Consider the following 21,260-nt stretch of genomic DNA (forward strand, 5'->3'; position numbering starts at 1 on the left):
CCTCTCCACGCGTTAGCCGATATGACGAATGCTCCTCCGACCGCGCCGCAACAGCGCGCGCGCGTGCCGCGCCGCGCGCTCGACGGTGTGCTGCTGCTCGACAAACCGGTGGGCTTGTCGAGCAACGACGCGCTGATTCGCGCAAAGCGCCTGTATCAGGCGAAAAAAGCCGGTCATACGGGCACGCTCGATCCGCTCGCGTCGGGTCTGCTGCCGCTGTGCTTCGGCGAGGCGACGAAGTTCTCGCAGGATCTGCTCGACGCCGACAAGACCTACGAAGCGACGATGCGCCTCGGTATCACGACAACCACCGGCGACGCCGAGGGCGACGTGCTGCAGACGCGCGACGTGCTTTGCAGCGAGCATGACATCGCCGCAGCGCTCGAGCGGTTTCGCGGCGAGATCGTGCAGATTCCGCCGATGTACTCGGCGCTCAAGCGCGACGGCAAGCCGCTATATGAATATGCGCGCGCGGGGCAAACGGTCGAACGGGAAGGGCGTCGCGTGATGATTCACGCGCTCGAACTGATCGCATGCGCACGGCCCGATGTGACGTTTCGCGTGACCTGCAGCAAGGGCACCTATGTGCGCACGCTCGCCGAAGATATCGGCGAGGTGCTGGGCTGCGGCGCGCATCTGATCGCGCTGAGGCGCACCGGCGTCGGCGCGCTGACGCTCGAGCATGCGGTCACGCTCGATGCGCTGTCGGATGCGGCGCAGGGCGAGCTCGATTGCTGGCTGCAGCCCGTCGATGCGTTGCTATCGACCTTCCCCGCCGTCCATCTCGACGACGAAGCGACACGCCGCTTTCTGCACGGCCAGCGTCTGCGTCTCGCGGATCTGTCGATTAGCGACGAGATCAGCAGGGCAACAAGCAGTGAAACCAGCAGCGAAACAAACGGAACGGTAAGCAGTGAAGCGCCGCGCGTGCGCGTCTACGCCGCGACAGCAGGGCGCCTGCTCGGTGTCGCTAGGGCCGGCGACGGCGTGCTCGCACCGGAACGGCTTATCGTTACCGCGGCGCCTACTTCTTGATGTCGTCCGGGTTATACGTGACGTAAAGCTTCGTATAGCCCTTCGTATCGAACGTTCCGATCCAGCCCTTAGGCAGACTCACGGCTTCGCCGGCATGAGCGGTGACGACCGAGCCATCAGCCGACGTGAACGTCGCGCCACCCGAAATGAAGTAGAGAAACTCGTTATACGGATAGCCCGGCGCTTTTGAGATCGTTTCGTGCAGCGGCCCGGATTGATAAAGCCCCGTTTGATACGCGTTGTCATTTGACGTGAACGTGACGACGTCCGTCGTCGCGTTGCCGTCCTTGTTCTCGTGCACGGCGTCCTTGCGCTGGAAGACCGCGCCGTTGATGTCCGGCTTCGTAACCTTGATCGGCTTGAGCACGTCCGCCTGCGCGGCAGTGGGAGCAAGCGCGACGAACGCCAGCGTGGCGACCGCCGTGGCGAAAGGCTTCGTCCAGCATGTTTTCATGATGAGTAACCTGCAAAGGCTGATTGGGGGAAGGTGTCGGCGCGCTCATCGCCCGCAATGAAGCAACGATGACGCGAATCTACCGCCTCGATCCTTTCAAGTCACCTCATCAATGACGCGAATTCGCGGCGCGATTCGACGATTCGTGTCTCTGCATGTCGTAGCCTCTCCCGGTCAATTCTAGTGCGCAGCCGAGGCTGCCGCGCCCGCATCGCCGCCGCCCGAGCGCTCGGGCTTCGTGATCCAGATCAGCGCGATCAGCGCGATAAAGATGCCGGCCGAGATATAGAACAGGTCGTTTACACCGAGTTGCGCAGCCTGTTGGGTCGCCATCGAATTGAACAGCCCGTACGCCTGCTCGTGGCTCAAACCAAGCCGGTTCATCTGCTGCATCGACGCATCGAAGGCCGGGTTATACGGATTGGCCTGCGCGGCGAGCCGCGTGTGATGCAGGATCGACCGGTGGTCCCACGCGGTCTGGAAGATCGACGTGCCGATGCCGCCGCACATGATCCGCACGAAGTTCGAGAGGCCCGACGCCGCCGGAATGCGGTTACCGGGCAAGCCGGACAGCGTGATCGACACGAGTGGGATAAAGAAGCCCGCCATCGCCACGCCCTGAATCAGCGTCGGCACCGTCAGCGCGAACGTATCGACGCCGGTCGTATAGCGCGAGCGCATCCAGAAACACAGCGCGAAAACAAGGAACGACGCCGTGGCGATATAACGCGGATCGGTGCGCGGCAACACCTTGCCCGTCACCGGCGACAACAGTATCGCGAACAGCCCGACCGGCGCCATGATGATGCCCGCGTCGGTCGCCGTATAGCCGAGATCGGTTTGCAGCCACAGCGGCAGCAGTACGAGGTTGCCGAAGTAGAGTCCGTAGCCGATCGATAGCGCGACGGTGCCGCCCGTGAAGTTGCGCAGCTTGAACAGCGACAGGTCCACCACCGGATGATCGGCGGTTAGCTCCCAGACGACAAAAAACGCGAACGCGATAATCGCGGTCAAGGCGAGCACGACGATCGTCGTCGACGAGAACCAGTCGAGGTCCTTGCCCTTGTCGAGCATGACCTGCAGCGAACCGACCCACGTGATCAGCAGCGCGAGGCCGACACTATCGATCGGCGCTTTCCGGACCACCGAATCGCGATCGCGAAAAATCGCCCACGTGGCCGCCGCGGCGATCACGCCGACCGGAATATTCACGTAGAAGATCCACGGCCACGAGATATTGTCCGAGATCCAGCCGCCGAGAATCGGTCCGGCGACCGGCGCGATCAGCGTCGTCATCGCCCACATCGAGAGCGCCATCGGCGCCTTCGCGCGCGGGTAACTCGCCAGCAGCAGCGTTTGCGACAGCGGAATCATCGGGCCCGCGACCGCGCCCTGGAACACACGCGACGCGAGTAGGAACGGCAGCGTCGGCGCGAGGCCGCACATCCACGACGAGATCACAAACAGCACGATCGACGCCATGAAGAGCCGCACCTGGCCGATGCGCTCGGTGAGCCAGCCGGTCAGCGGCACCGAGATCGCGTTCGCGACGGCGAACGACGTGATGACCCACGTGCCCTGGTCGGACGACACGCCGAGGTCGCCCGAAATCGACGGGATCGACACGTTTGCGATCGAAGTGTCCAGCACGTTCATAAACACCGCGAGCGACACCGCGATGGTGCCGATCACGAGTTGCGCGCCTTCGAGCGGCGGGTGAATGATCGGCGCTTGAGCCTGAGCCATTGAGCGGGCAGCCTGTGTTGTGGGTTGACCTGGGTGTTGCGTTCAAACGAAACGACGCGGCTTACATCAGCTTGGCCGCCGCCGCGCGTTTGCTCGTGCCGTGCGGCGTCGAGGCCGCGGTGCTCTGCGATGCGTTGCCGCTTCGCCCCGCGTTTGCGGCGATGATGCGCGCGATTTCGGCGTCGGCTTCGTCGCCGTACTTGTCGAACACCTTGGTTTGATAGACGGTGTTCTGCGCATTGCCGAGCTGGCCGCCGTGGTCATTCTTGATGTCGACATCGACCTGCATCGACAGACCGATGCGCAGCGGATGCTTTTCGAGCTCCTGCGGATCGAGTTCGATACGCACCGGCAGACGCTGAACGACCTTGATCCAGTTGCCGGTCGCGTTCTGCGCGGGCAGCAGCGCGAAGGCCGCGCCGGTGCCGGCCGAGAAGCCGACCACCTTGCCGTGATAGACGATCGACGAACCGTAGATGTCCGCCGTCAGCTCGACTGGCTGGCCGATGCGCATATGCCTCAGTTGTCCTTCCTTGAAGTTCGCATCGACCCACACGCCATTGAGCGGCACGACCGCCATCAGCGGCGTGCCCGGCGACACGCGCTGGCCGACTTGTACCGAGCGCTTCGCGACATAACCGGTGACGGGCGCGGGCAGCGTGTTGCGCGCGTTGTTCAGATACGCATCGCGCACTTTCGCGGCGGCGGCCATCACGTTCGGGTGGTCGGTGATCGTCGTGTTCGAGGTCAGCGCGCGGTTGGCTGCGAGCTGTTGCTCGGCCGCGTCGAGCGCGGCCTGCGCACCGCGCACCGCATCGCGCGCGTGCGAGATCTCTTCGGCCGAGACCGCGCCGGTCTGCGCGACCGTCATGCGGCGGCGCAGATCGTCCTGCGCGCGCGACAGGTCCGACTGGCGTACGGCAACCTGCGCCTGATACTGGTTGTCGTCGACGTAGAGGCCGCGCACCTGGCGCACGACCTGCGCGAGATTCGCTTCAGCCTGCTGCAACGCGACGCGTGCGTCGGCCGGATCGAGCACGACGACCGGATCGCCGACCTTCACGGTCTGCGTATCGTCGGCATTGACCGCGACGACGGTGCCGGTCACCTGCGGCGTGATCTGCACGACATTGCCGTTCACGTAGGCGTCGTCGGTCGTCTCCTGAAAGCGCGCAACGAGAAAGTAGTACGCGCCGTAGCCGATCGCGGCAAGCAGGATGATGACGACGAGTACCGTCATCATCCGTTTGCGTTTGCCGTTGTTGTTCGAAGGGCGCGCGTTCGGCGCGGGTTGTTGTTGAGGCGTGCTCATGATGTGCTCCGTATTCTTCCGTGTCTCTTATTTGTTGCTTGCTTATCGTGTGGTGGTCGATGCGCGGTGGGTGGTCCTGGCGCATCGCATTCGGGTTTTCGCGATGACAACCTCGGGGCCAACGCCGTGCGGGTAGCCCGCTCGTTTAACGCTCGTTAACCGCCCAGTGCCGCCCAGTTTGCCGCCCAGTTCGTCGCCCGGTTAGCCGCTCAATTGGCTGACTGAGCCGAAGCGGCGGTGGTCGTCGCGCCGTCGGTGCGCGCTTGTGTTTGTGTCGCGTCACTGGCCGCGGCGGGCGAGGCGGGCGGCGCCGCGAGACCGACAGCCGTCGCGTCGAAGCCGCCGCCGAGTGCCTTGACGAGGCCGATCTGCAGATCGCGGCGGCGCATCTTCAGGTTCGTCACGGTCTGCTCGGCCGCAAGTCGGTTGTCGTCGGCGTTGAGTACCTGCAACTGCGGCGACAGCCCCGCGCGATAGCGGATCACCGCGAGCTGGTACGCCTTCGTCGACGCATCGAGCGCGCGCTGCGCGTCGCCTTCCTGCCTGTCGATCGAACGGATCGACGTGATCTGCGTCGCGACGTCGTTCAGGGCGTTGACGAGCGTCTGGTTGTAGTTCGCGACGTCGAGGTCGAAGTCCGCATAGCGGCCCTTCAGCTGAGCGCGCAGCGCGCCCGCGTCGAAGATCGGCAGATGAATCGCCGGGCCGGCCATCACCTGGCGGCTTGCCCACAGAAAGAGGTCGCTCCAGCCGAACGCGTCGAAGCCGAAATTCGCCGCGAGGTTCACGTCGGGGAAGAACTCCGCCTTCGCCTCCTTCACGCCTTGCGTCGCCGCTTCGACCTGCCAGCGCGCGGCGACCAGGTCAGGGCGCCGCGAGACGAGATCGGCCGGCACGTTGCCGGGCAGCGCGACCGCGTCGCCGACGTTCAGCACCGGCTGCGCGATCTGCAGACCGCGGTCCGGTCCCTTGCCGAGCAGCGCGCCCAACTGATAGCGCACGACCGTGATCTGGCCGTCGAGGTCGGTCAGCGACGACTGGCTCGTCGCGATATTGCCGTTCGCGGTCTGCCGCTCGACGTTCGTGTCGAGCCCTGCGCCAACGCGGTCGTTCGTGATCGAGCCGACCGTCTGGCGGTTCTGAATCTCGCGCTGGGCGATGTCGCGCAGCGCGTACAGCTGCGCGAGCCGGTTATAGGTGCTCGCAACCGACGCCGCGAGCGTCACGCGCACCTGCTGTATCTCGGCTTGCGCGGCCTTTTCCTGCGACACCGCGGCCTGCAGCTTCGCGCGGTTCTTGCCCCACAGGTCGAGGTCCCACGTCGCGCTGGCCAGCACGCTGTTCTCGCTGTCCCACTTGCCGCCGATCGGCGCGACAAACAGGCCATTCGGCGAATAGCGCTCGCGCGTCCAGGCATAGCTGCCCGTGACCTGCGGGAACAGCGCCGAGCGCGAGCTTTCGATATACGACTGCGCCTTCTCGAGGCGCGCCTGCGCTTGTGCGATCGACGGATTGGCGGCGAGCGCCTCGTCGATCAGCTGCGGCAATTGCGGATCGCCGAACTGGTTCGCCCAGTCGAGCGACGGCCATGCGCCGCCCTCGTTCGGCATGCTCTGCGTCGTCTCGTATTGCGCGGGTGCGGCAATCTGCTTGTCGCTGCTGATGCCGATGTAGTTCACGCACCCCGACAGAGCGAGGGCCGTTGCCGTCAGCGCGACCGACGCGACGGAAACGGCAGCAGCCCGACACGGCCGGCCGGGCGCGAACAGAAGGTGCGACTTCATTGATCCGTCCCTTGGTTGTAATAAATATAGGTAATGGACACTGCAACTACTTTGCCGCGGCTTGGCGTCTTAATTGCTTGCCGTGTCACGGGTTATGCCGCTTGAATCGACGTTATTGGCAAGCACGCGCCTGAGCATGCTCTTGAGGAAACCGACTTCCTCGGGGGTGAAGCCGGACAGCAATCGGTCCAGTACGCTCGTAAAAATAGCGGGCAGCTTCGCCGCGATCGCGCAGCCTTCCGCGGTCAGCGCAAGGCGCACGACGCGCCGGTCCTCGCTGCTGCGCACGCGCGTCAGAAGCCCGCGCTTTTCGAGGCGGTCAATCAGCCGCGTGACCGCGCTCGCATCGATGCCATACTCGCGCGCCAGCTCCGCGGCTAGCAGGCACTTGCCGCTCGCGACCATGAACAGGATGCTGGCCTGCGTGCTGGTGATGCCGAGCTCGGCCATGGCCTTTTGCGTGACCATGTTCGACATCGTCGATTTCACGCGGGAGATCAGATAGCCGACACTTTCTGCCAGCTCGTAGTCGCGGACTTCGGGTGGCGGCGTGGAAGACGGGTCCGTCATGTTTCTTATGCGACAGCAATGGTTGACTAGGCATGATTATAAGAACGCTTAATTGACGTGGCAAGCGTTCTTACAGATTAGGTAAGGGTGTTTTGTGCTTAATTACTCAAGCGGGTGGCGGGCGGCGGTTGGATAGGCAGCATCGTCGCGGTGCGGCGCGCCGGTACGCGCTGCGCAGTCGCTTCTAGCCGCTTCGGTAACGGGTCCGCACGGTGACTATTGGGGAATACGAGAGCGATAGCGCTAAATGCGTCATAGGTCCGTGCTAGAATATGCGGTTCCCGGAAGTGCGCCCACTTTGCGTTCTGAATGTGCCGAAGCCTTCTTCAGCACTCGCCGCCGGGCACTTCAATCGTCCTCAGGTTCCTATGTCCCGCGCTCTTCGCAATATCGCCATCATCGCCCACGTCGACCACGGCAAAACCACGCTTGTTGACCAGTTGCTCCGCCAGTCCGGCACCTTCCGCGAAAACCAGCAGATCGCGGAACGCGTGATGGATTCGAATGACATCGAAAAAGAGCGCGGCATCACCATCCTCGCGAAGAACTGCGCGGTCGAATATGAGGGCACGCACATCAACATCGTCGACACGCCGGGTCACGCCGACTTCGGCGGTGAAGTGGAGCGCGTGCTGTCGATGGTCGACTCCGTGCTGCTGCTCGTCGACGCCGTCGACGGTCCGATGCCACAAACCCGCTTCGTCACGAAGAAGGCGCTGGCGCTCGGCCTGAAGCCGATCGTCGTCGTCAACAAGGTCGACCGTCCGAGCGCGCGCATCGACTGGGTGATCAACCAGACCTTCGATCTGTTCGACAAGCTCGGCGCGACCGAGGAACAGCTCGACTTTCCGGTGGTGTACGCGTCGGGCCTGAACGGCTATGCCGGTCTCGATCCGAGCGTGCGTGAAGGCGATATGCGCCCGCTGTTCGAAGCGATTCTGGAACACGTGCCGGTCCGTCCGGCTGATCCGGATGCGCCGCTGCAGCTGCAGATCACGTCGCTCGATTATTCGACCTATGTTGGCCGGATCGGCATCGGTCGCATTCACCGCGGCCGCATCAAGCCCGGTCAGCAGGTCGCGCTGCGCTTCGGCCCCGAGGGCGAAGTGCTGAACCGCAAGATTAACCAGGTGCTGTCGTTCGAAGGCCTCGAGCGCGTTCAGGTCGAAGAAGCGCAAGCCGGCGACATCGTGCTGATCAACGGCATCGAAGACATCGGCATTGGAGCGACGATCTGCGCGACGGACAAGCCCGAAGCGCTGCCGATGATTACCGTCGACGAACCGACGCTGACGATGAACTTCCTCGTGAATTCGTCGCCGCTCGCCGGCAAGGAAGGCAAGTTCGTCACGAGCCGTCAGATTCGTGACCGCCTGATGAAGGAACTGAACCACAACGTCGCGCTGCGCGTGCGCGACACGGGCGACGAGACCGTGTTCGAAGTGTCGGGCCGCGGCGAACTGCACCTGACCATTCTGATCGAGAACATGCGCCGCGAAGGTTTCGAGATGGCCGTATCGCGCCCGCGCGTGGTGCTGCAGGAAATCGACGGCGTGAAGCAGGAGCCGTACGAACTGCTGACGGTCGACGTCGAAGACGGTCACCAGGGCGGCGTGATGGAAGAACTCGGCCGCCGCAAGGGCGAAATGCTCGATATGGCGTCGGACGCGCGCGGCCGCACGCGTCTCGAATACCGCATTCCGGCGCGTGGTTTGATCGGTTTCCAGAGCGAATTCCTGACGCTGACGCGCGGCACGGGTCTCATGAGCCACGTGTTCGACGAATACGGTCCGATCAAGGAAGGTTCGGTCGGCGAGCGCCGTAACGGCGTGCTGATCTCGCAGGACGACGGCGCGGCCGTTGCCTATGCGCTGTGGAAGCTACAGGATCGCGGCCGCATGTTCGTGACGCCGGGCGACCCGCTGTACGAAGGCATGATCATCGGTATCCACAGCCGCGATAACGACCTCGTCGTGAACCCGATCAAGGGCAAGCAGTTGACGAACGTTCGCGCCTCGGGCACCGACGAAGCGGTGCGCCTCGTACCGCCGATCCAGATGTCGCTCGAATACGCGGTCGAATTTATCGACGACGACGAACTCGTCGAAGTGACGCCGGTTTCGATCCGCCTGCGCAAACGCCATCTGAAGGAGCACGAGCGTCGTCGTGCAAGCCGCGAAGCAGCGGTTGATTGACCTCGCCTGGCGGGGGCACCGTTCCCCGCAATTCTCATTAGACGCCGCGCACTTCTTTGTGCGCTCGAGACGCCCTGTTGCAAACGCGGGGCGCGTTGTGCTTTGCCGAATGGCTCAGCGGGACTAATACTTGACCGGCCCCGGGGTCGGTTGCGAGCGGTTGCCGTTACTGTCGAAGGTGAAACGCGTCTGAGAGCTGCTAGCGCCTACGGATTCGTTGTGATAGTCGGTTTCTGTTTCAGGCTTGCCGTCTTTGTTGAATTTGATCTTCACGGTGTCGCCGCGGTCATCAACGTACGATTCGGTGTCCCGCTTGCCGGTGGTAGGGTCTGCCGTTTCTTCGTGCTCGAGCGTGGTGCCCCAGTAGTCTGGCTTGTTGGTCGGGTCCGCAAGACGGTTGTCACCCTTTTCAAGACCGACATCACCAGTCGAGTACAGGTGAAGCGCGAGCTTTTCCGAGCGCTTGCCGTTGGCGTCGAAGTCGTAAGTGGTCTGATAGCCACTAGCGCCTATGGCTCCGCTCTGAATGTCCCTTTCGGTTGCGAGCTTGCCTTTTCCGTCGTATGTGAAGTTCACGCTGTTGCCGTGGTTATCGACATACCTTTCGGTCTTTCCTCCGCCACCACGGAATACCGTTTCTTTATGATCGACCGTGGTGCCCCAGTAGGCTGGCTTGTAGGTCGGGTCTGGAAGACGGGTGTTATCGTTCGATTTTTGAGGTGCGAGCGATGCCGGTGCCAGGGCGCCCTGCGTGCCCGGTTGTTGAAGCGAGTAGGGCACCGGTGCCTGGGCGCCCTGCGTACCCGGTTGTTGAGACGAGGTCGACCGCGGTGCCTGGCCACCTTGTGTGATCGGTTGCATCCCATACGTGGACGTCGGCGGTGCCTGCCAAACAACCGGCGTATTCGATTGTTGTTGTGCCGCGCTGTGAACACCGACGTTGCTTCGATTCACGTTCATGCATGAAACTCCGTTGATTAATTAATAGAAAAACGCACGAAAAGCCCGACCGCGCTAGCAACTGAAGTTCGCTACCGTGAACGACTGCAGTGCTTGAGCGTCGTACTTGACGTACGCGTCAACTTTGCCAGCGTGCATGACGCATAGGTGACAACCCTGTAGGACGTCGAGAACGTGTCGGAAGGATCTGATTGGCACGGGAAAAGCGGGGCATGGCACCGTTCGTTTTCCCGCGGCTCGTCCAGGCCTTCGCCGCGGCTTGGAAAAAACTCTTGCGAAATCTAAAACCCTGCTGCGGCAAGCCTTTGCGGCTGCCCGGCAGCTATCTGCGCTATGGGTTGTGTGCTATAGTCCGCGGATGCAAGTTTTAGGTCCTTCCAAGCAAGACTTGATTCGCGCAATCCGCTAAACGGTCAGGCCGTGTCGCGGAAGGTTCAACAACCCGCTATTTCTCGAGAAACTCGAAGAAAGGTGAGCGTAAACATGATGAAGCAATTCCAGCTGAACTCGTATCTGTTCGGCGGCAACGCTCCGTACGTAGAAGAGCTGTACGAGGCGTATCTCGACAATCCGGCGTCAGTGCCCGAGAACTGGCGCAGCTATTTCGACGCATTGCAGAACACCCCTGCATCGGATGGCACCAGTGCCAACGACGTGGCCCACGGCCCGATCGTCGAATCGTTTGCCCAGCGCGCGAAAGCGAATGCTTTTGTACCGCGCGTCGCAGGCGGAGCAGAAGAGTCCACCGCCCGCAAGCAGGTTTTTGTCCAGTCCCTCATTGACGCATACCGCTTCCTTGGCTCGCAATGGGCCAATCTCGATCCGCTGAAGCGCCGCGAGCGTCCCTCGATCCCCGAACTCGAACCCGCGTTCTACGACTTCACCGAAGCCGACATGGACCAGGTGTTCAACGCGAACGCGCTGTACTTCGGCTTCGAGCAGGCATCGCTGCGCGATATCGTGAAGAATCTGCGTGACACGTACTGCGGCACGATCGGCGCCGAGTACATGTACATCAGCGATCCTGAGCAGAAGCGCTGGTGGAAGGAGCGGCTCGAATCGATCCGCTCGACGCCGAACTTCTCGAACGACAAGAAGAAGCACATCCTGAACCGCCTGACCGCGGCCGAAGGCCTCGAGCGCTTCCTGCACACCAAGTACGTCGGCCAGAAGCGTTTCTCGCTCGAAGGCGGCGAGAGCTTCATCGCTTCGATGGATGAAGTCGTGCGTCACGGTGGCGCAAAGGGCGTGCAGGAAATCGTGATCGGCATGGCGCACCGCGGCCGTCTGAACGTGCTCGTGAACACGCTCGGCAAGATGCCGGCCGATCTCTTCGCGGAATTCGAAGGCAAGCACGTCGACGATCTGCCGGCCGGCGACGTGAAGTACCACAAGGGCTTCTCGTCGGACGTCGCGACCGAAGGCGGTCCGGTTCACCTGTCGCTCGCGTTCAACCCGTCGCACCTCGAAATCGTGAACCCGGTTGTCGAAGGTTCGGCGAAGGCCCGTATGGACCGCCGCGGCGACGACATGGGCCTGCAGGTGCTGCCGGTGCAGATCCACGGCGACGCGGCCTTCGCGGGCCAGGGCGTCGTGATGGAAACGCTGAACCTCGCGCAAACGCGCGGTTACGGCACGCACGGCACGCTGCATATCGTCATCAACAACCAGATCGGCTTTACGACGTCGGACCCGCGTGACTCGCGCTCCACGCTGTACTGCACGGACGTGGTCAAGATGATCGAAGCGCCGGTGCTGCACGTGAACGGCGACGATCCCGAAGCCGTCGTGCTCGCCACGCAGATCGCGATCGACTACCGGATGCAGTTCCATAAGGATGTCGTGGTCGACATCATCTGCTTCCGCAAGCTCGGCCACAACGAGCAGGACACGCCGGCCGTCACGCAGCCGCTGATGTACAAGACGATCGCCAAGCACCCGGGCACCCGCGCGCTGTACGCGGAAAAGCTCGTGCAGCAGGGCGTGATCACGGCCGAGCAAGGCGACGAGTTCGTCAAGGCCTACCGCAAGGCGATGGACGAAGGCCATCACACGATCGACCCGGTGCTCTCGAACTACAAGAGCAAGTACGCGGTCGACTGGGTGCCGTTCCTGAACCGCAAGTGGACCGACGCCGCCGATACGGCCGTGCCGCTCGCGGAACTGAAGCGCCTCGCCGAGCGCATCACGACGATTCCGGAAAACTTCAAGGTGCACCCGCTCGTCGAGCGCGTGATCAACGATCGTCGTGCGATGGGCCGCGGTGAAGCGCCGCTCGACTGGGGCATGGGCGAGCACCTCGCATTCGCGTCGCTGGTCGCATCGGGCTACGCCGTGCGTCTGACGGGCCAGGACTCGGGCCGCGGCACGTTCACGCACCGCCACGCGGTGCTGCACGACCAGAACCGCGAGCGCTGGAACGACGGCACGTACGTGCCGCTGCAAAACGTCGCGGACGGTCAGGCGAAGTTCAATGTGATCGACTCCGTGCTGTCCGAAGAAGCAGTGCTCGGCTTCGAGTACGGCTACTCCACGGCTGAGCCGAACACGTTCGTCGCATGGGAAGGCCAGTTCGGCGACTTCGTCAACGGTGCGCAGGTCGTGATCGACCAGTTCATCTCGTCGGGCGAAGTGAAGTGGGGCCGCGTGTCGGGCCTGACGATGCTGCTGCCGCACGGCTATGAAGGCCAGGGTCCGGAGCATTCGTCGTCGCGTATCGAGCGCTTCCTGCAACTGTGCGCGGACCACAACATGCAAGTGGTTCAACCGACCACGCCGGCGCAGATCTTCCATCTGATGCGCCGTCAGATGATCCGCCTGTTCCGCAAGCCGCTGATCGTCTTCACGCCGAAGTCGCTGCTGCGTCACAAGGAAGCCGTGTCGGATCTGTCGGAACTCGCGAAGGGCTCGTTCCAGCCGGTCATCGGTGAAGTCGACGATTCGATCGATCCGAAGAAGGTCAAGCGCGTGCTCGCCTGTTCGGGCCGCGTGTACTTCGACCTCGTCGCGCATCGCCGCGAAGCGAAGTCGAACGATGTCGCGATTATCCGTGTCGAGCAACTTTATCCGTTCGCGCACAAGCAGTTCGAAACGGAAATGAAGAAGTACGACAACGCGACCGAAGTGGTCTGGGTGCAGGACGAGCCGCAGAATCAGGGCCCGTGGTTCTACATCGAGCACCACCTGAAGGAAGGCATGAAGGAAGGCCAGAAGCTCGCGTACAGCGGCCGTCCGGCATCGGCATCGCCGGCCGTCGGCTACTACGCGAAGCACTACGAGCAGCAGAAGGCGCTCGTCGAAGGCGCTTTCGGCCGTCTGAAGGGCGCAGCGATCGTTAAATAACGGCAACGCGAACCGGGAAAGCGCAAGCGCGCTTTCCCGTGGCGCATTCTCGCAGTGCGCACCCAGTTCGCTTCCGTTTGCGACAGAACGAAGATTCCAGAACAGAGCCTCAGAACACAGGGTTACGCGCGCGCGAATCGACGCGGTGACCCACGCAGTCAGCCAAATACGCTCATATAGAGTCCCAGGAAAATCACATGTCTATTGTTGAAGTCAAGGTTCCCCAGCTTTCTGAGTCGGTGTCCGAAGCCACGATGCTGCAGTGGAAGAAGAAGCCGGGCGAAGCAGTGACGCAGGACGAGATCCTGATCGAAATCGAGACCGACAAGGTCGTGCTCGAAGTGCCGGCGCCGTCCGCTGGCGTGCTCGCGCAGGTCATCAAGCACGACGGCGACATCGTCACCGCCGACGAAGTGATCGCGAAAATCGACACGGAAGGCAAGGCAGGCGCCGCCGCAGTGGAAGCCGAAGTGAAGCCGGCCCCGCAAGCCGAAGCCGCTCCGGCTGCGCAAGCACCCGCACAAGCCGCTGCTGCCGCGAACGCGAACGCCGCGTCGTCGCCGGCTGCCACGAAGCTGATGGCCGAGAAGAACCTGTCGGCTGGCGACGTCGCCGGCACGGGCCGCGATGGCCGCATCACGAAGCAGGACGTGCTCGGCGCCGGCGCTGCAGCGCCCAAGGCCGCACCGGCCCCGGCTGCCGCACCGAAGGCTGCGCGTCCGTCGCTGCCCGATGTCAAGGCGCCGGGTGCCGACCAGTGGCTGCAGGACCGTCCGGAGCAGCGCGTGCCGATGTCGCGTCTGCGCGCGCGTATCGCCGAGCGTCTGCTCGAGTCGCAGCAAACCAACGCGATCCTCACGACGTTCAACGAAGTGAACATGGCGCCGGTCATGGATCTGCGCAACAAGTACAAGGACCGCTTCGAGAAGGAACACGGCGTGAAGCTCGGCTTCATGTCGTTCTTCGTGAAGGCGGCCGTGCATGCGCTGAAGAAGTACCCGCTCGTGAACGCGTCGATCGACGGTAACGACATCGTCTATCACGGCTACTTCGACATCGGTATCGCCGTCGGCTCGCCGCGCGGCCTCGTCGTGCCGATCCTGCGCAACGCCGATCAGATGAGCCTCGCCGACATCGAGAAGAAGATCGCCGAATTCGGCCAGAAGGCCAAGGACGGCAAGCTGTCGATCGAAGAAATGACGGGCGGCACGTTCTCGATCTCGAACGGCGGCGTGTTCGGCTCGATGCTGTCGACGCCGATCATCAACCCGCCGCAGTCGGCCATTCTCGGCGTGCACGCCACGAAGGAGCGTCCGGTTGTCGAGAACGGCCAGATCGTGATCCGTCCGATCAACTACCTCGCGCTGTCGTACGACCACCGGATCATCGACGGCCGCGAAGCGGTGCTGTCGCTCGTCGCGATGAAGGATGCGCTCGAAGATCCGGCGCGCCTGCTGCTCGACCTGTAATCCGCCGCACGCCCGCTTGGCGCATTGCCTTGGCGTTCACGAGGCAATGCGCACGTAGTTCACAGTACGCAGTCAGTACCGGAGCGTCGCGCGCCGCGAAGCGTGGCCGCGCGATGCCTTCCCATCCAAAGGATTGTCATGTCCAAAGAATTTGACGTCGTCGTGATCGGTGCAGGTCCCGGCGGCTATATCGCCGCGATTCGCGCCGCGCAACTCGGCAAGAGCGTCGCCTGTATCGAAAAATGGAAGAACCCGGCCGGCGCGCTGAAGCTCGGCGGCACGTGCCTGAACGTCGGCTGCATTCCGTCGAAGGCGCTGCTCGCTTCGTCGGAAGAGTTCGAGAACGCGTCGCACCATCTCGCGGACCACGGCATCAGCGTGGAAAACGTGAAGGTCGATATCGCGAAGATGCTGTCGCGCAAGGAAGGCATCGTCGAGAAGATGACGAAGGGCATCGAGTTCCTGTTCCGCAAGAACAAGATTACGTGGCTCAAGGGTCATGGCAAGTTCACGGGCAAGAGCGGCGCCGGCGTGCAGATCGAAGTGTCGGGCGAAGGCGAGACGGAAGTGGTGACGGCGAAGAACGTGATCATCGCAACGGGCTCGAAGGCGCGCCATCTGCCGAACGTGCCGGTCGACAATAAGATCGTTGCCGACAACGAAGGCGCGCTGTCCTTTACCGAGGTGCCGAAGAAGCTCGCCGTGATCGGCGCGGGCGTGATCGGCCTGGAACTCGGCTCGGTGTGGCGGCGTCTCGGCTCCGACGTGACCGTGCTTGAAGCGCTGCCCGAGTTTCTCGGCGCGGCCGACCAGGCACTCGCGAAGGAAGCCGCCAAGCAGTTCAAGAAGCAGGGCCTCGACATCCACGTCGGCGTGAAGGTCGGTGAAGTGAAGACCACCGCCAACAGCGTGTCGATCGCCTACACGGACAAGGACGGCAACGCGCAGACGCTCGACGCCGACCGCCTGATCGTGTCGATCGGCCGCGTGCCGAACACGGATAACCTCGGCCTCGAAGCGATCGGCCTGAAGGCGAACGAGCGCGGCTTTATCGACGTCGACGACCACTGCGCGACGAGCGTGCCGAACGTCTACGCGATCGGCGATGTCGTGCGTGGTCCGATGCTCGCGCACAAGGCCGAAGACGAAGGCGTGCTGGTGGCCGAAATCATCGACGGCCAGAAGCCGCATATCGACTACAACTGCATTCCGTGGGTGATCTACACCGAGCCGGAAATCGCATGGGTCGGCAAGACCGAGCAGCAGCTGAAGGCCGAAGGCCGCGAGATCAAGTCGGGCCAGTTCCCGTTTATGGCGAACGGCCGCGCGCTCGGCATCAACAAGGCCGATGGTTTCGTCAAGATGATCGCCGATGCGAAGACCGACGAACTGCTCGGTGTGCACATCATTTCGGCGAATGCATCGGACCTGATCGCGGAAGCCGTGGTCGCGATGGAGTTCAAGGCTGCGTCGGAAGATATCGGCCGAATCTGCCATCCGCACCCGTCGCTGTCCGAAGTGATGCGTGAAGCGGCGCTCGCCGTCGACAAGCGCGCACTGAACATGTAAGTCCGAACAGCCCGATTCCTCGCATTGGGTATCACGATGAAGGCGGGCAGGGTTTACACCCTCCCGCCTTCGTCTTATCTGCTGTGCAGCCGCACCCGCCCCGCACCAGCCGCGCAAGCCGAACCAGCCGCATAAGATGAACGTCACCGAATACTACGAAAACGAACTGCAGACCCGGGGTTACCAGTCCGATCCGGCGCAACGCGCGGCGGTTGATCGTCTGCAGCGATGCTATGAAGAGTGGGTGGCGTATAAGGCGCGCCGGCCGAATGCGTTTATGAAGCTGATCATGCATCCGGATCTGCCGCGCGGCGTCTACATGTGGGGCGGCGTGGGCCGCGGCAAGAGCTTCCTGATGGACAGCTTCTATAGGGTTGTGCCGCTGACGCGCAAGACGCGTCTGCACTTCCACGAATTCATGCGCGAGGTGCATCGCGAACTCGAAGAGCTGAAAGGGCAGGCCGATCCGCTCGACGAACTCGCGCGCCGGATCGCCAAGCGCTACCGGCTCATCTGCTTCGACGAGTTTCACGTGTCGGACATCGCCGATGCGATGATCCTGTACCGCCTGCTCGACCGGCTGTTTTTGAACGGCGTGCAGTTCGTGATGACGTCCAACTACGACCCCGACACGCTCTATCCGGACGGCCTGCATCGCGATCGCCTGCTGCCCGCGATCGAGCTGATCAAGAGCAAGCTCGATGTGATCAACGTCGACGCGGGTGTCGACTACCGGCAGCGCACGCTGTCGCAGGTCGAGGTCTATCACACGCCGCTCGGCGCGGCCGCCGACAAGTCGCTGCGCGATGCCTACGCGCGGCTCGCTGCGGTGCCCGACGAAAGTCCGCTGCTGCATATCGAAAAGCGCGAGCTGAAGGCGTTGCGGCGCGCGGACGGCGTTGTCTGGTTCGACTTCGCAACACTGTGCGGCGGTCCGCGCTCGCAGAACGACTACCTGGAACTCGCGTCGCGTTTCCACGCGGTGATCCTCTCCGAGGTGCCGCAGATGACGCCGCGCATGCAGTCCGAAGCGCGTCGCTTCACATGGCTCATCGACGTGTTCTACGACCACAAGGTGAAGCTGCTGATGTCGGCGGCCGTGCCGCCCGAACAGCTGTACGTGGAAGGGCCGATGGCCAACGAGTTCACGCGCACCGTGTCGCGCATCGTCGAGATGCAATCGAAGGAATACCTCGATACGCCGCGGCGCATCGTCGATACATCGCTTACGTAGGGCTGGTATTCAACCGAACGAGATAATGCATGACGCGCTGCGCCGAATGGCGTAGGGAAGCGTCGCAATTTCAAGATTCGGATTGTTCTGATATTCGGTGTGTGGGGCAGTCGATATCGTCGTCGGGTATCGACGAAGGAGGATACCTTGACCCCATACCGTGATCTAACCGATGAAGAGTGGCTGCGCGTCGCGCCGCTGCTTCCCGAATTGCGGCCGCGCTCCGAGCTGCGCGGCCGGCCTCTCGCCAACACCCGGGCCGTGCTCAACGGCGTACTGTGGGTGATGTACAGCGGCGCAACGTGGTCCGCCATGCCGCGCAAATACCCGTCGTATCAGACCTGCCATCGCCGTTTCAAGGCATGGCATCAGTCGGGCGTACTCAAGCGCCTGCTTGAGCAACTGTTTGGCGCGGCGGGCGTGGACCTGTGCAACTCGATCGAAGCGCGCATGCGCATCCATGTTGCGGGTCAGGCAGACGAACTGTCCGTTGCCGGTTATGCCGGGACAGCAGTGGCCACGGCCGCGGCAACGGTCGAGTACGCGCAAGCCGCGCCTGGCGCACCGGTCGCCACGCCGGCGTATGAATACGCCGGCGCACTCAAGCACGCGGCCTAACCGATGCGCTTCGCAGGGCGATTAGTTAAACCAGGTGAACCACGCAAAGCGCATTTCCCTTGAAGAAACAGCCGGCCGGTGGGGTCTACCCCGCCGGCCGCTTTTTTATGCGCGACGCCATCGTACGCGTCGATCGCTTATTCCTCGCGAATCCACGTCTGCGACCGGCCGAGCAGCGAGATACCGATATAGCCGCGCACGACGAGCTTCTGCCCGCCGTCTTCGGTGTGCATCTTGCATCGATAGATCTTGCCGTTATCGGGGTCGAGGATCTGACCGCCGTCCCAGCCGTCGCCGTCCTTCTTCATATCGTTGATGATCGTCATGCCGATGATCGGCTGGTCCTTGCGCGCGTCGGTGCACGCGGTGCAGCGGCGGCCGGGCGGCTCGTTCGGGTTGAGCCCCTTGATCACCTTGCCGCTTAGCGTGCCGTTCTCGTCCTGCGTGATCTGCACGATCGCTTTGGGTTGATGCGTATGATCGTCGATCGTCTGCCACATGCCGACGGGGCTGCTGCTTTGCGCGAATGCGGCAGCGGCGCCCGCGAGCAGCGCGCCGGCCAGAGTCGCATTGCGTAGCGCACGCCGCGCGACGAAGTGTGCGCGTTCAGGAAATTGCGTCATTGTTGTGCTCCTTGTCCGTATCGTCGCGAAGGCGAGACGTGCTCAGTCAGCGCTCAGTTGCCGCTCGGTTGCCGCTCAGTTACCGCTGGTTCAGCTTCTCTGTCATCCCGGCTGGACGCATTGTGAATCACATTCGCGGGCGGCTTCTTTCGGCCTTTCGTTTGCGCGCTTGCCGCTGCGCGTGCAGTCTGCCGTGCGAACCGGCTTCGCTGCGGGCCGGTTCGATGGCAGTCGCAGAATACGTCACGGAACGCGCGCTGTCTGATAGGAAGTCTTCTAATCGGTGGGCTTGTCCGGCGCCGGCGTCGTCCAGTTCAACCGGTATGAGAAGGCTGCGTTGATTCTCGGGCCGGGCGATGGACGACGTCAGATGCGTGTTTCCGAACAATGGACAATCGATCGGCGGACAATCCGCGATGACTAGTTGGATTGCCCTGGTAGTGCGAAGCATCGGCCGTCGTCGTGTTGCCGTCGCTGTCGTTCTGCACCGCGACACGTACGATCACGCAAAAATGTTGTCGCGTGTTGTCGCGCCTCATTTGCAGAGTCGATACGCTCGACTGCTCGCCGCGCGACGCCGGTCAGTTTTCCTCGACTATCTGCCGACCCTGCGTACGTGGTCACTGAAAGCGATGCCGGTGCTGACGTCGAACGGCCTACGCTCGACACTGAGTTCGAGCGTTGTCGAGACTTCGGTGATGCGACTGTTTCCCGGTAACCTTTCAAGGCGTTCATCGCGTCGACGATCGGCCCGAGCGGCGCGTGCGACTGCGACTGCCCGACTTGCCGCACTGGCTGTGCCGACACGATTGCGGACACTGGGCCCCGGTAACGTCCGCGAACTTCCCAACCTGGCCGAGTGGATCGGCGTGACGAAGCGTCAGCTCTACGCCTGGGCTGCGGTGCAGCTGCAGCGTCTGCTGATGCTTGCGCGCAACGCTCAGTAGTCGCCGGCCGAGGGTGCGGTCGAAGCCGTGATCGATCGCAGCAAGTGGGATACATGCGAGCAAACCCGCGTGCTGGCCGCGCTGAACTCGAGCGGATGGCGACGCCTGGATAGGGCCCAGTACCTCGTCATCAGCCGCAAGGTGCGATGGGAGAACATGAGGAAGTATCAAATTTTCGACGAGGAACCCGAAACGCGTGAAACTGAGTAATAATGAGACGATTGGGTTAAAACAAAAAACTGTCTAAAGCAGGAATTACATGGACCAGAAGTCGAAAGTCCGGCAGATCGTACTGTCGGTATTGATCGCGACCGGGGGAATGCAGGCCGCCTTTGCGCAGGAAGCGGTGACCGACAGTGCCGCGAGCGGGGCGGCAGTCGAAATCACAGCGGCGGCGCAGCCGGACACGCTGGCGGCTTCGTCCGTCCCGTCCGGTCAAACGATTGCGCTCACGCCGGACGAGGCAAAGCAGTCCGCTGCAGGCAATGTGGCGGAACTGCAACAGATGATCCACGGCCCCGATCTGACTGAAATGCGCACGACGTACAACGGCAGCTACGGTGCGAGCCTGCTGTTTTACGGCAAGGAGATGACGTACTACGTCGCGCTGTTCCAGAAGAAAAACTTCTGGCGTGTGATCAAGACCAGCGACGATCAGCGTGCCGAGATGATCTACCGCGACTTCGTGCGCCAGACCGCTCAACTGTCCGACATCGAGATCCGCCGCACAAAGCTCGAAGCGCAGAAGGCGTTCACCGATCACCTGATCGAACTGTCGCAGGACCGGGCTAACCGGTTGCAGGCCGACCTGTCGATTGCGCGCCAGCAGCAGACCATCGTGAACAGCCAGCAGGCACAGAACCGCGCCGAAGCGAGCGCGCTGCAGCAGCAGAAGACGCAGGCGCAAGCCCAACTGCGCGATACGCAGCGCCAGGTGCGCGACCTGCAGCGTCAGCTGGACAGCGGTCTGCCGATTCGTTGAAGTCGCGCGCCTGAGCGCGCGTGAAGTGCGCCGCGCTACGGCGCGTTGCACAGATGTGCCCGGCCGTCGTGCCGGGCTCGACCTGTCACGGACGGCGGATAGCCTTTGGCGGAGTACACCGCTTCAGGCGCACGCCGCTTCCAATTTCGGTTCAGTGGTGCTTCGGCCGCGTGTTCTGATGCGCCGACTGCTTTGACGCTCCCGCCTTCTGCTTTGCCGGCGTACGCTTCGGTTCGTCGGGATCGACTGCGATTGGATCGCTGGCCGGAAAGGTTTCCGCGAGCGCCTCGTCGAGGCGTTGCTCGACGCTGAGCTCGGCCGGTTGTGATTTGGACTTCGACGTAGACATATCGCTCTCCGCTCGGACGTTGTCGAACAACCAGAATAGCGCAAAGCCACTTTCGACAACACTCGACCGAT

The 21,260-nt window shown here is 62.7% G+C and carries 16 protein-coding genes and 1 pseudogene; 9 read left to right on the plus strand and 8 right to left on the minus strand.

What is annotated here, in order from left to right; genetic code table 11:
• Positions 1-21 precede the first annotated feature (21 nt).
• Positions 22-1,035, plus strand: a complete 1,014-nt coding sequence (gene truB / locus KZJ38_RS09360; RefSeq protein WP_219799780.1) for a tRNA pseudouridine(55) synthase TruB — start codon at positions 22-24, stop codon at positions 1,033-1,035.
• Here truB and KZJ38_RS09365 read toward each other — a convergent pair.
• From KZJ38_RS09365 to KZJ38_RS09385, 5 genes are all read right to left on the minus strand, one after another.
• The gene (locus KZJ38_RS09365; RefSeq protein WP_219799781.1) at positions 1,025-1,489 is read right to left on the minus strand and encodes a cupin domain-containing protein; all 465 of its coding nucleotides are present in this window, start codon (positions 1,487-1,489) and stop codon (positions 1,025-1,027) included. The genes truB and KZJ38_RS09365 overlap by 11 nt on opposite strands.
• Before the next feature lie 180 nt (positions 1,490-1,669).
• Positions 1,670-3,235 carry a DHA2 family efflux MFS transporter permease subunit gene (locus KZJ38_RS09370; protein WP_219799782.1) on the minus strand — a complete coding sequence of 522 codons (1,566 nt, stop codon included), beginning with the start codon at positions 3,233-3,235 and terminating at the stop codon, positions 1,670-1,672.
• Between the two features lie 61 nt (positions 3,236-3,296).
• Positions 3,297-4,547, minus strand: coding sequence for an EmrA/EmrK family multidrug efflux transporter periplasmic adaptor subunit (locus tag KZJ38_RS09375; RefSeq protein ID WP_219799783.1), 1,251 nt, complete (start codon positions 4,545-4,547; stop codon positions 3,297-3,299).
• A 209-nt stretch (positions 4,548-4,756) separates the two neighbouring features.
• Positions 4,757-6,331 (minus strand): efflux transporter outer membrane subunit, encoded by a 1,575-nt coding sequence (locus KZJ38_RS09380; RefSeq protein ID WP_219799784.1) that lies wholly within the window; start codon positions 6,329-6,331, stop codon positions 4,757-4,759.
• A gap of 69 nt (positions 6,332-6,400) precedes the next feature.
• On the minus strand, positions 6,401-6,901 hold the full coding sequence (locus tag KZJ38_RS09385; RefSeq protein ID WP_219799785.1) for a MarR family winged helix-turn-helix transcriptional regulator: 501 nt from the start codon (positions 6,899-6,901) through the stop codon (positions 6,401-6,403).
• A gap of 368 nt (positions 6,902-7,269) precedes the next feature.
• On the opposite strand from KZJ38_RS09385, the gene typA reads away from it, so the two are divergent.
• Positions 7,270-9,096, plus strand: coding sequence for a translational GTPase TypA (gene typA, locus KZJ38_RS09390; protein WP_219799786.1), 1,827 nt, complete (start codon positions 7,270-7,272; stop codon positions 9,094-9,096).
• Between the two features lie 123 nt (positions 9,097-9,219).
• On the opposite strand, the gene KZJ38_RS09395 is transcribed toward typA, so the two are convergent.
• Positions 9,220-10,056, minus strand: coding sequence for a hypothetical protein (locus KZJ38_RS09395; protein ID WP_219799787.1), 837 nt, complete (start codon positions 10,054-10,056; stop codon positions 9,220-9,222).
• Between the two features lie 483 nt (positions 10,057-10,539).
• On the opposite strand from KZJ38_RS09395, the gene KZJ38_RS09400 reads away from it, so the two are divergent.
• The 5 genes from KZJ38_RS09400 (at position 10,540) to KZJ38_RS09420 (ending at position 18,288) form a co-directional block, all read left to right on the plus strand.
• The gene (locus tag KZJ38_RS09400; protein ID WP_219799788.1) at positions 10,540-13,398 is read left to right on the plus strand and encodes a 2-oxoglutarate dehydrogenase E1 component; all 2,859 of its coding nucleotides are present in this window, start codon (positions 10,540-10,542) and stop codon (positions 13,396-13,398) included.
• Between the two features lie 197 nt (positions 13,399-13,595).
• The gene (odhB, locus tag KZJ38_RS09405) at positions 13,596-14,867 is read left to right on the plus strand and encodes a 2-oxoglutarate dehydrogenase complex dihydrolipoyllysine-residue succinyltransferase (protein ID WP_219799789.1); all 1,272 of its coding nucleotides are present in this window, start codon (positions 13,596-13,598) and stop codon (positions 14,865-14,867) included.
• A gap of 138 nt (positions 14,868-15,005) precedes the next feature.
• The gene (gene lpdA / locus KZJ38_RS09410) at positions 15,006-16,436 is read left to right on the plus strand and encodes a dihydrolipoyl dehydrogenase (protein WP_219799790.1); all 1,431 of its coding nucleotides are present in this window, start codon (positions 15,006-15,008) and stop codon (positions 16,434-16,436) included.
• 136 nt (positions 16,437-16,572) lie between these two features.
• Entirely contained in the window at positions 16,573-17,670 is a 1,098-nt protein-coding gene (gene zapE, locus KZJ38_RS09415) for a cell division protein ZapE (protein ID WP_219799791.1), read from the plus strand.
• Between the two features lie 147 nt (positions 17,671-17,817).
• Positions 17,818-18,288: a transposase gene (locus KZJ38_RS09420; protein WP_219799792.1), complete on the plus strand. Its 471-nt coding sequence runs from the start codon at positions 17,818-17,820 to the stop codon at positions 18,286-18,288.
• A 137-nt stretch (positions 18,289-18,425) separates the two neighbouring features.
• Here the strand turns inward: KZJ38_RS09420 and KZJ38_RS09425 are convergent, their stop codons facing one another.
• The gene (locus KZJ38_RS09425) at positions 18,426-18,911 is read right to left on the minus strand and encodes a DUF2147 domain-containing protein (RefSeq protein ID WP_219799793.1); all 486 of its coding nucleotides are present in this window, start codon (positions 18,909-18,911) and stop codon (positions 18,426-18,428) included.
• 721 nt (positions 18,912-19,632) lie between these two features.
• On the opposite strand from KZJ38_RS09425, the pseudogene KZJ38_RS36460 reads away from it, so the two are divergent.
• A pseudogene (locus KZJ38_RS36460) lies at positions 19,633-20,068 on the plus strand (sigma 54-interacting transcriptional regulator); the annotation flags it as partial.
• 49 nt (positions 20,069-20,117) lie between these two features.
• Positions 20,118-20,840: a DUF2968 domain-containing protein gene (locus KZJ38_RS09435; protein ID WP_219799795.1), complete on the plus strand. Its 723-nt coding sequence runs from the start codon at positions 20,118-20,120 to the stop codon at positions 20,838-20,840.
• Between the two features lie 151 nt (positions 20,841-20,991).
• Here KZJ38_RS09435 and KZJ38_RS09440 read toward each other — a convergent pair whose 3' ends face one another.
• Entirely contained in the window at positions 20,992-21,189 is a 198-nt protein-coding gene (locus KZJ38_RS09440; RefSeq protein WP_219799796.1) for a hypothetical protein, read from the minus strand.
• Positions 21,190-21,260 lie beyond the last annotated feature (71 nt).

Origin of the sequence: Paraburkholderia edwinii (genome assembly GCF_019428685.1) — a bacterium.
GTDB lineage: Bacteria > Pseudomonadota > Gammaproteobacteria > Burkholderiales > Burkholderiaceae > Paraburkholderia > Paraburkholderia edwinii.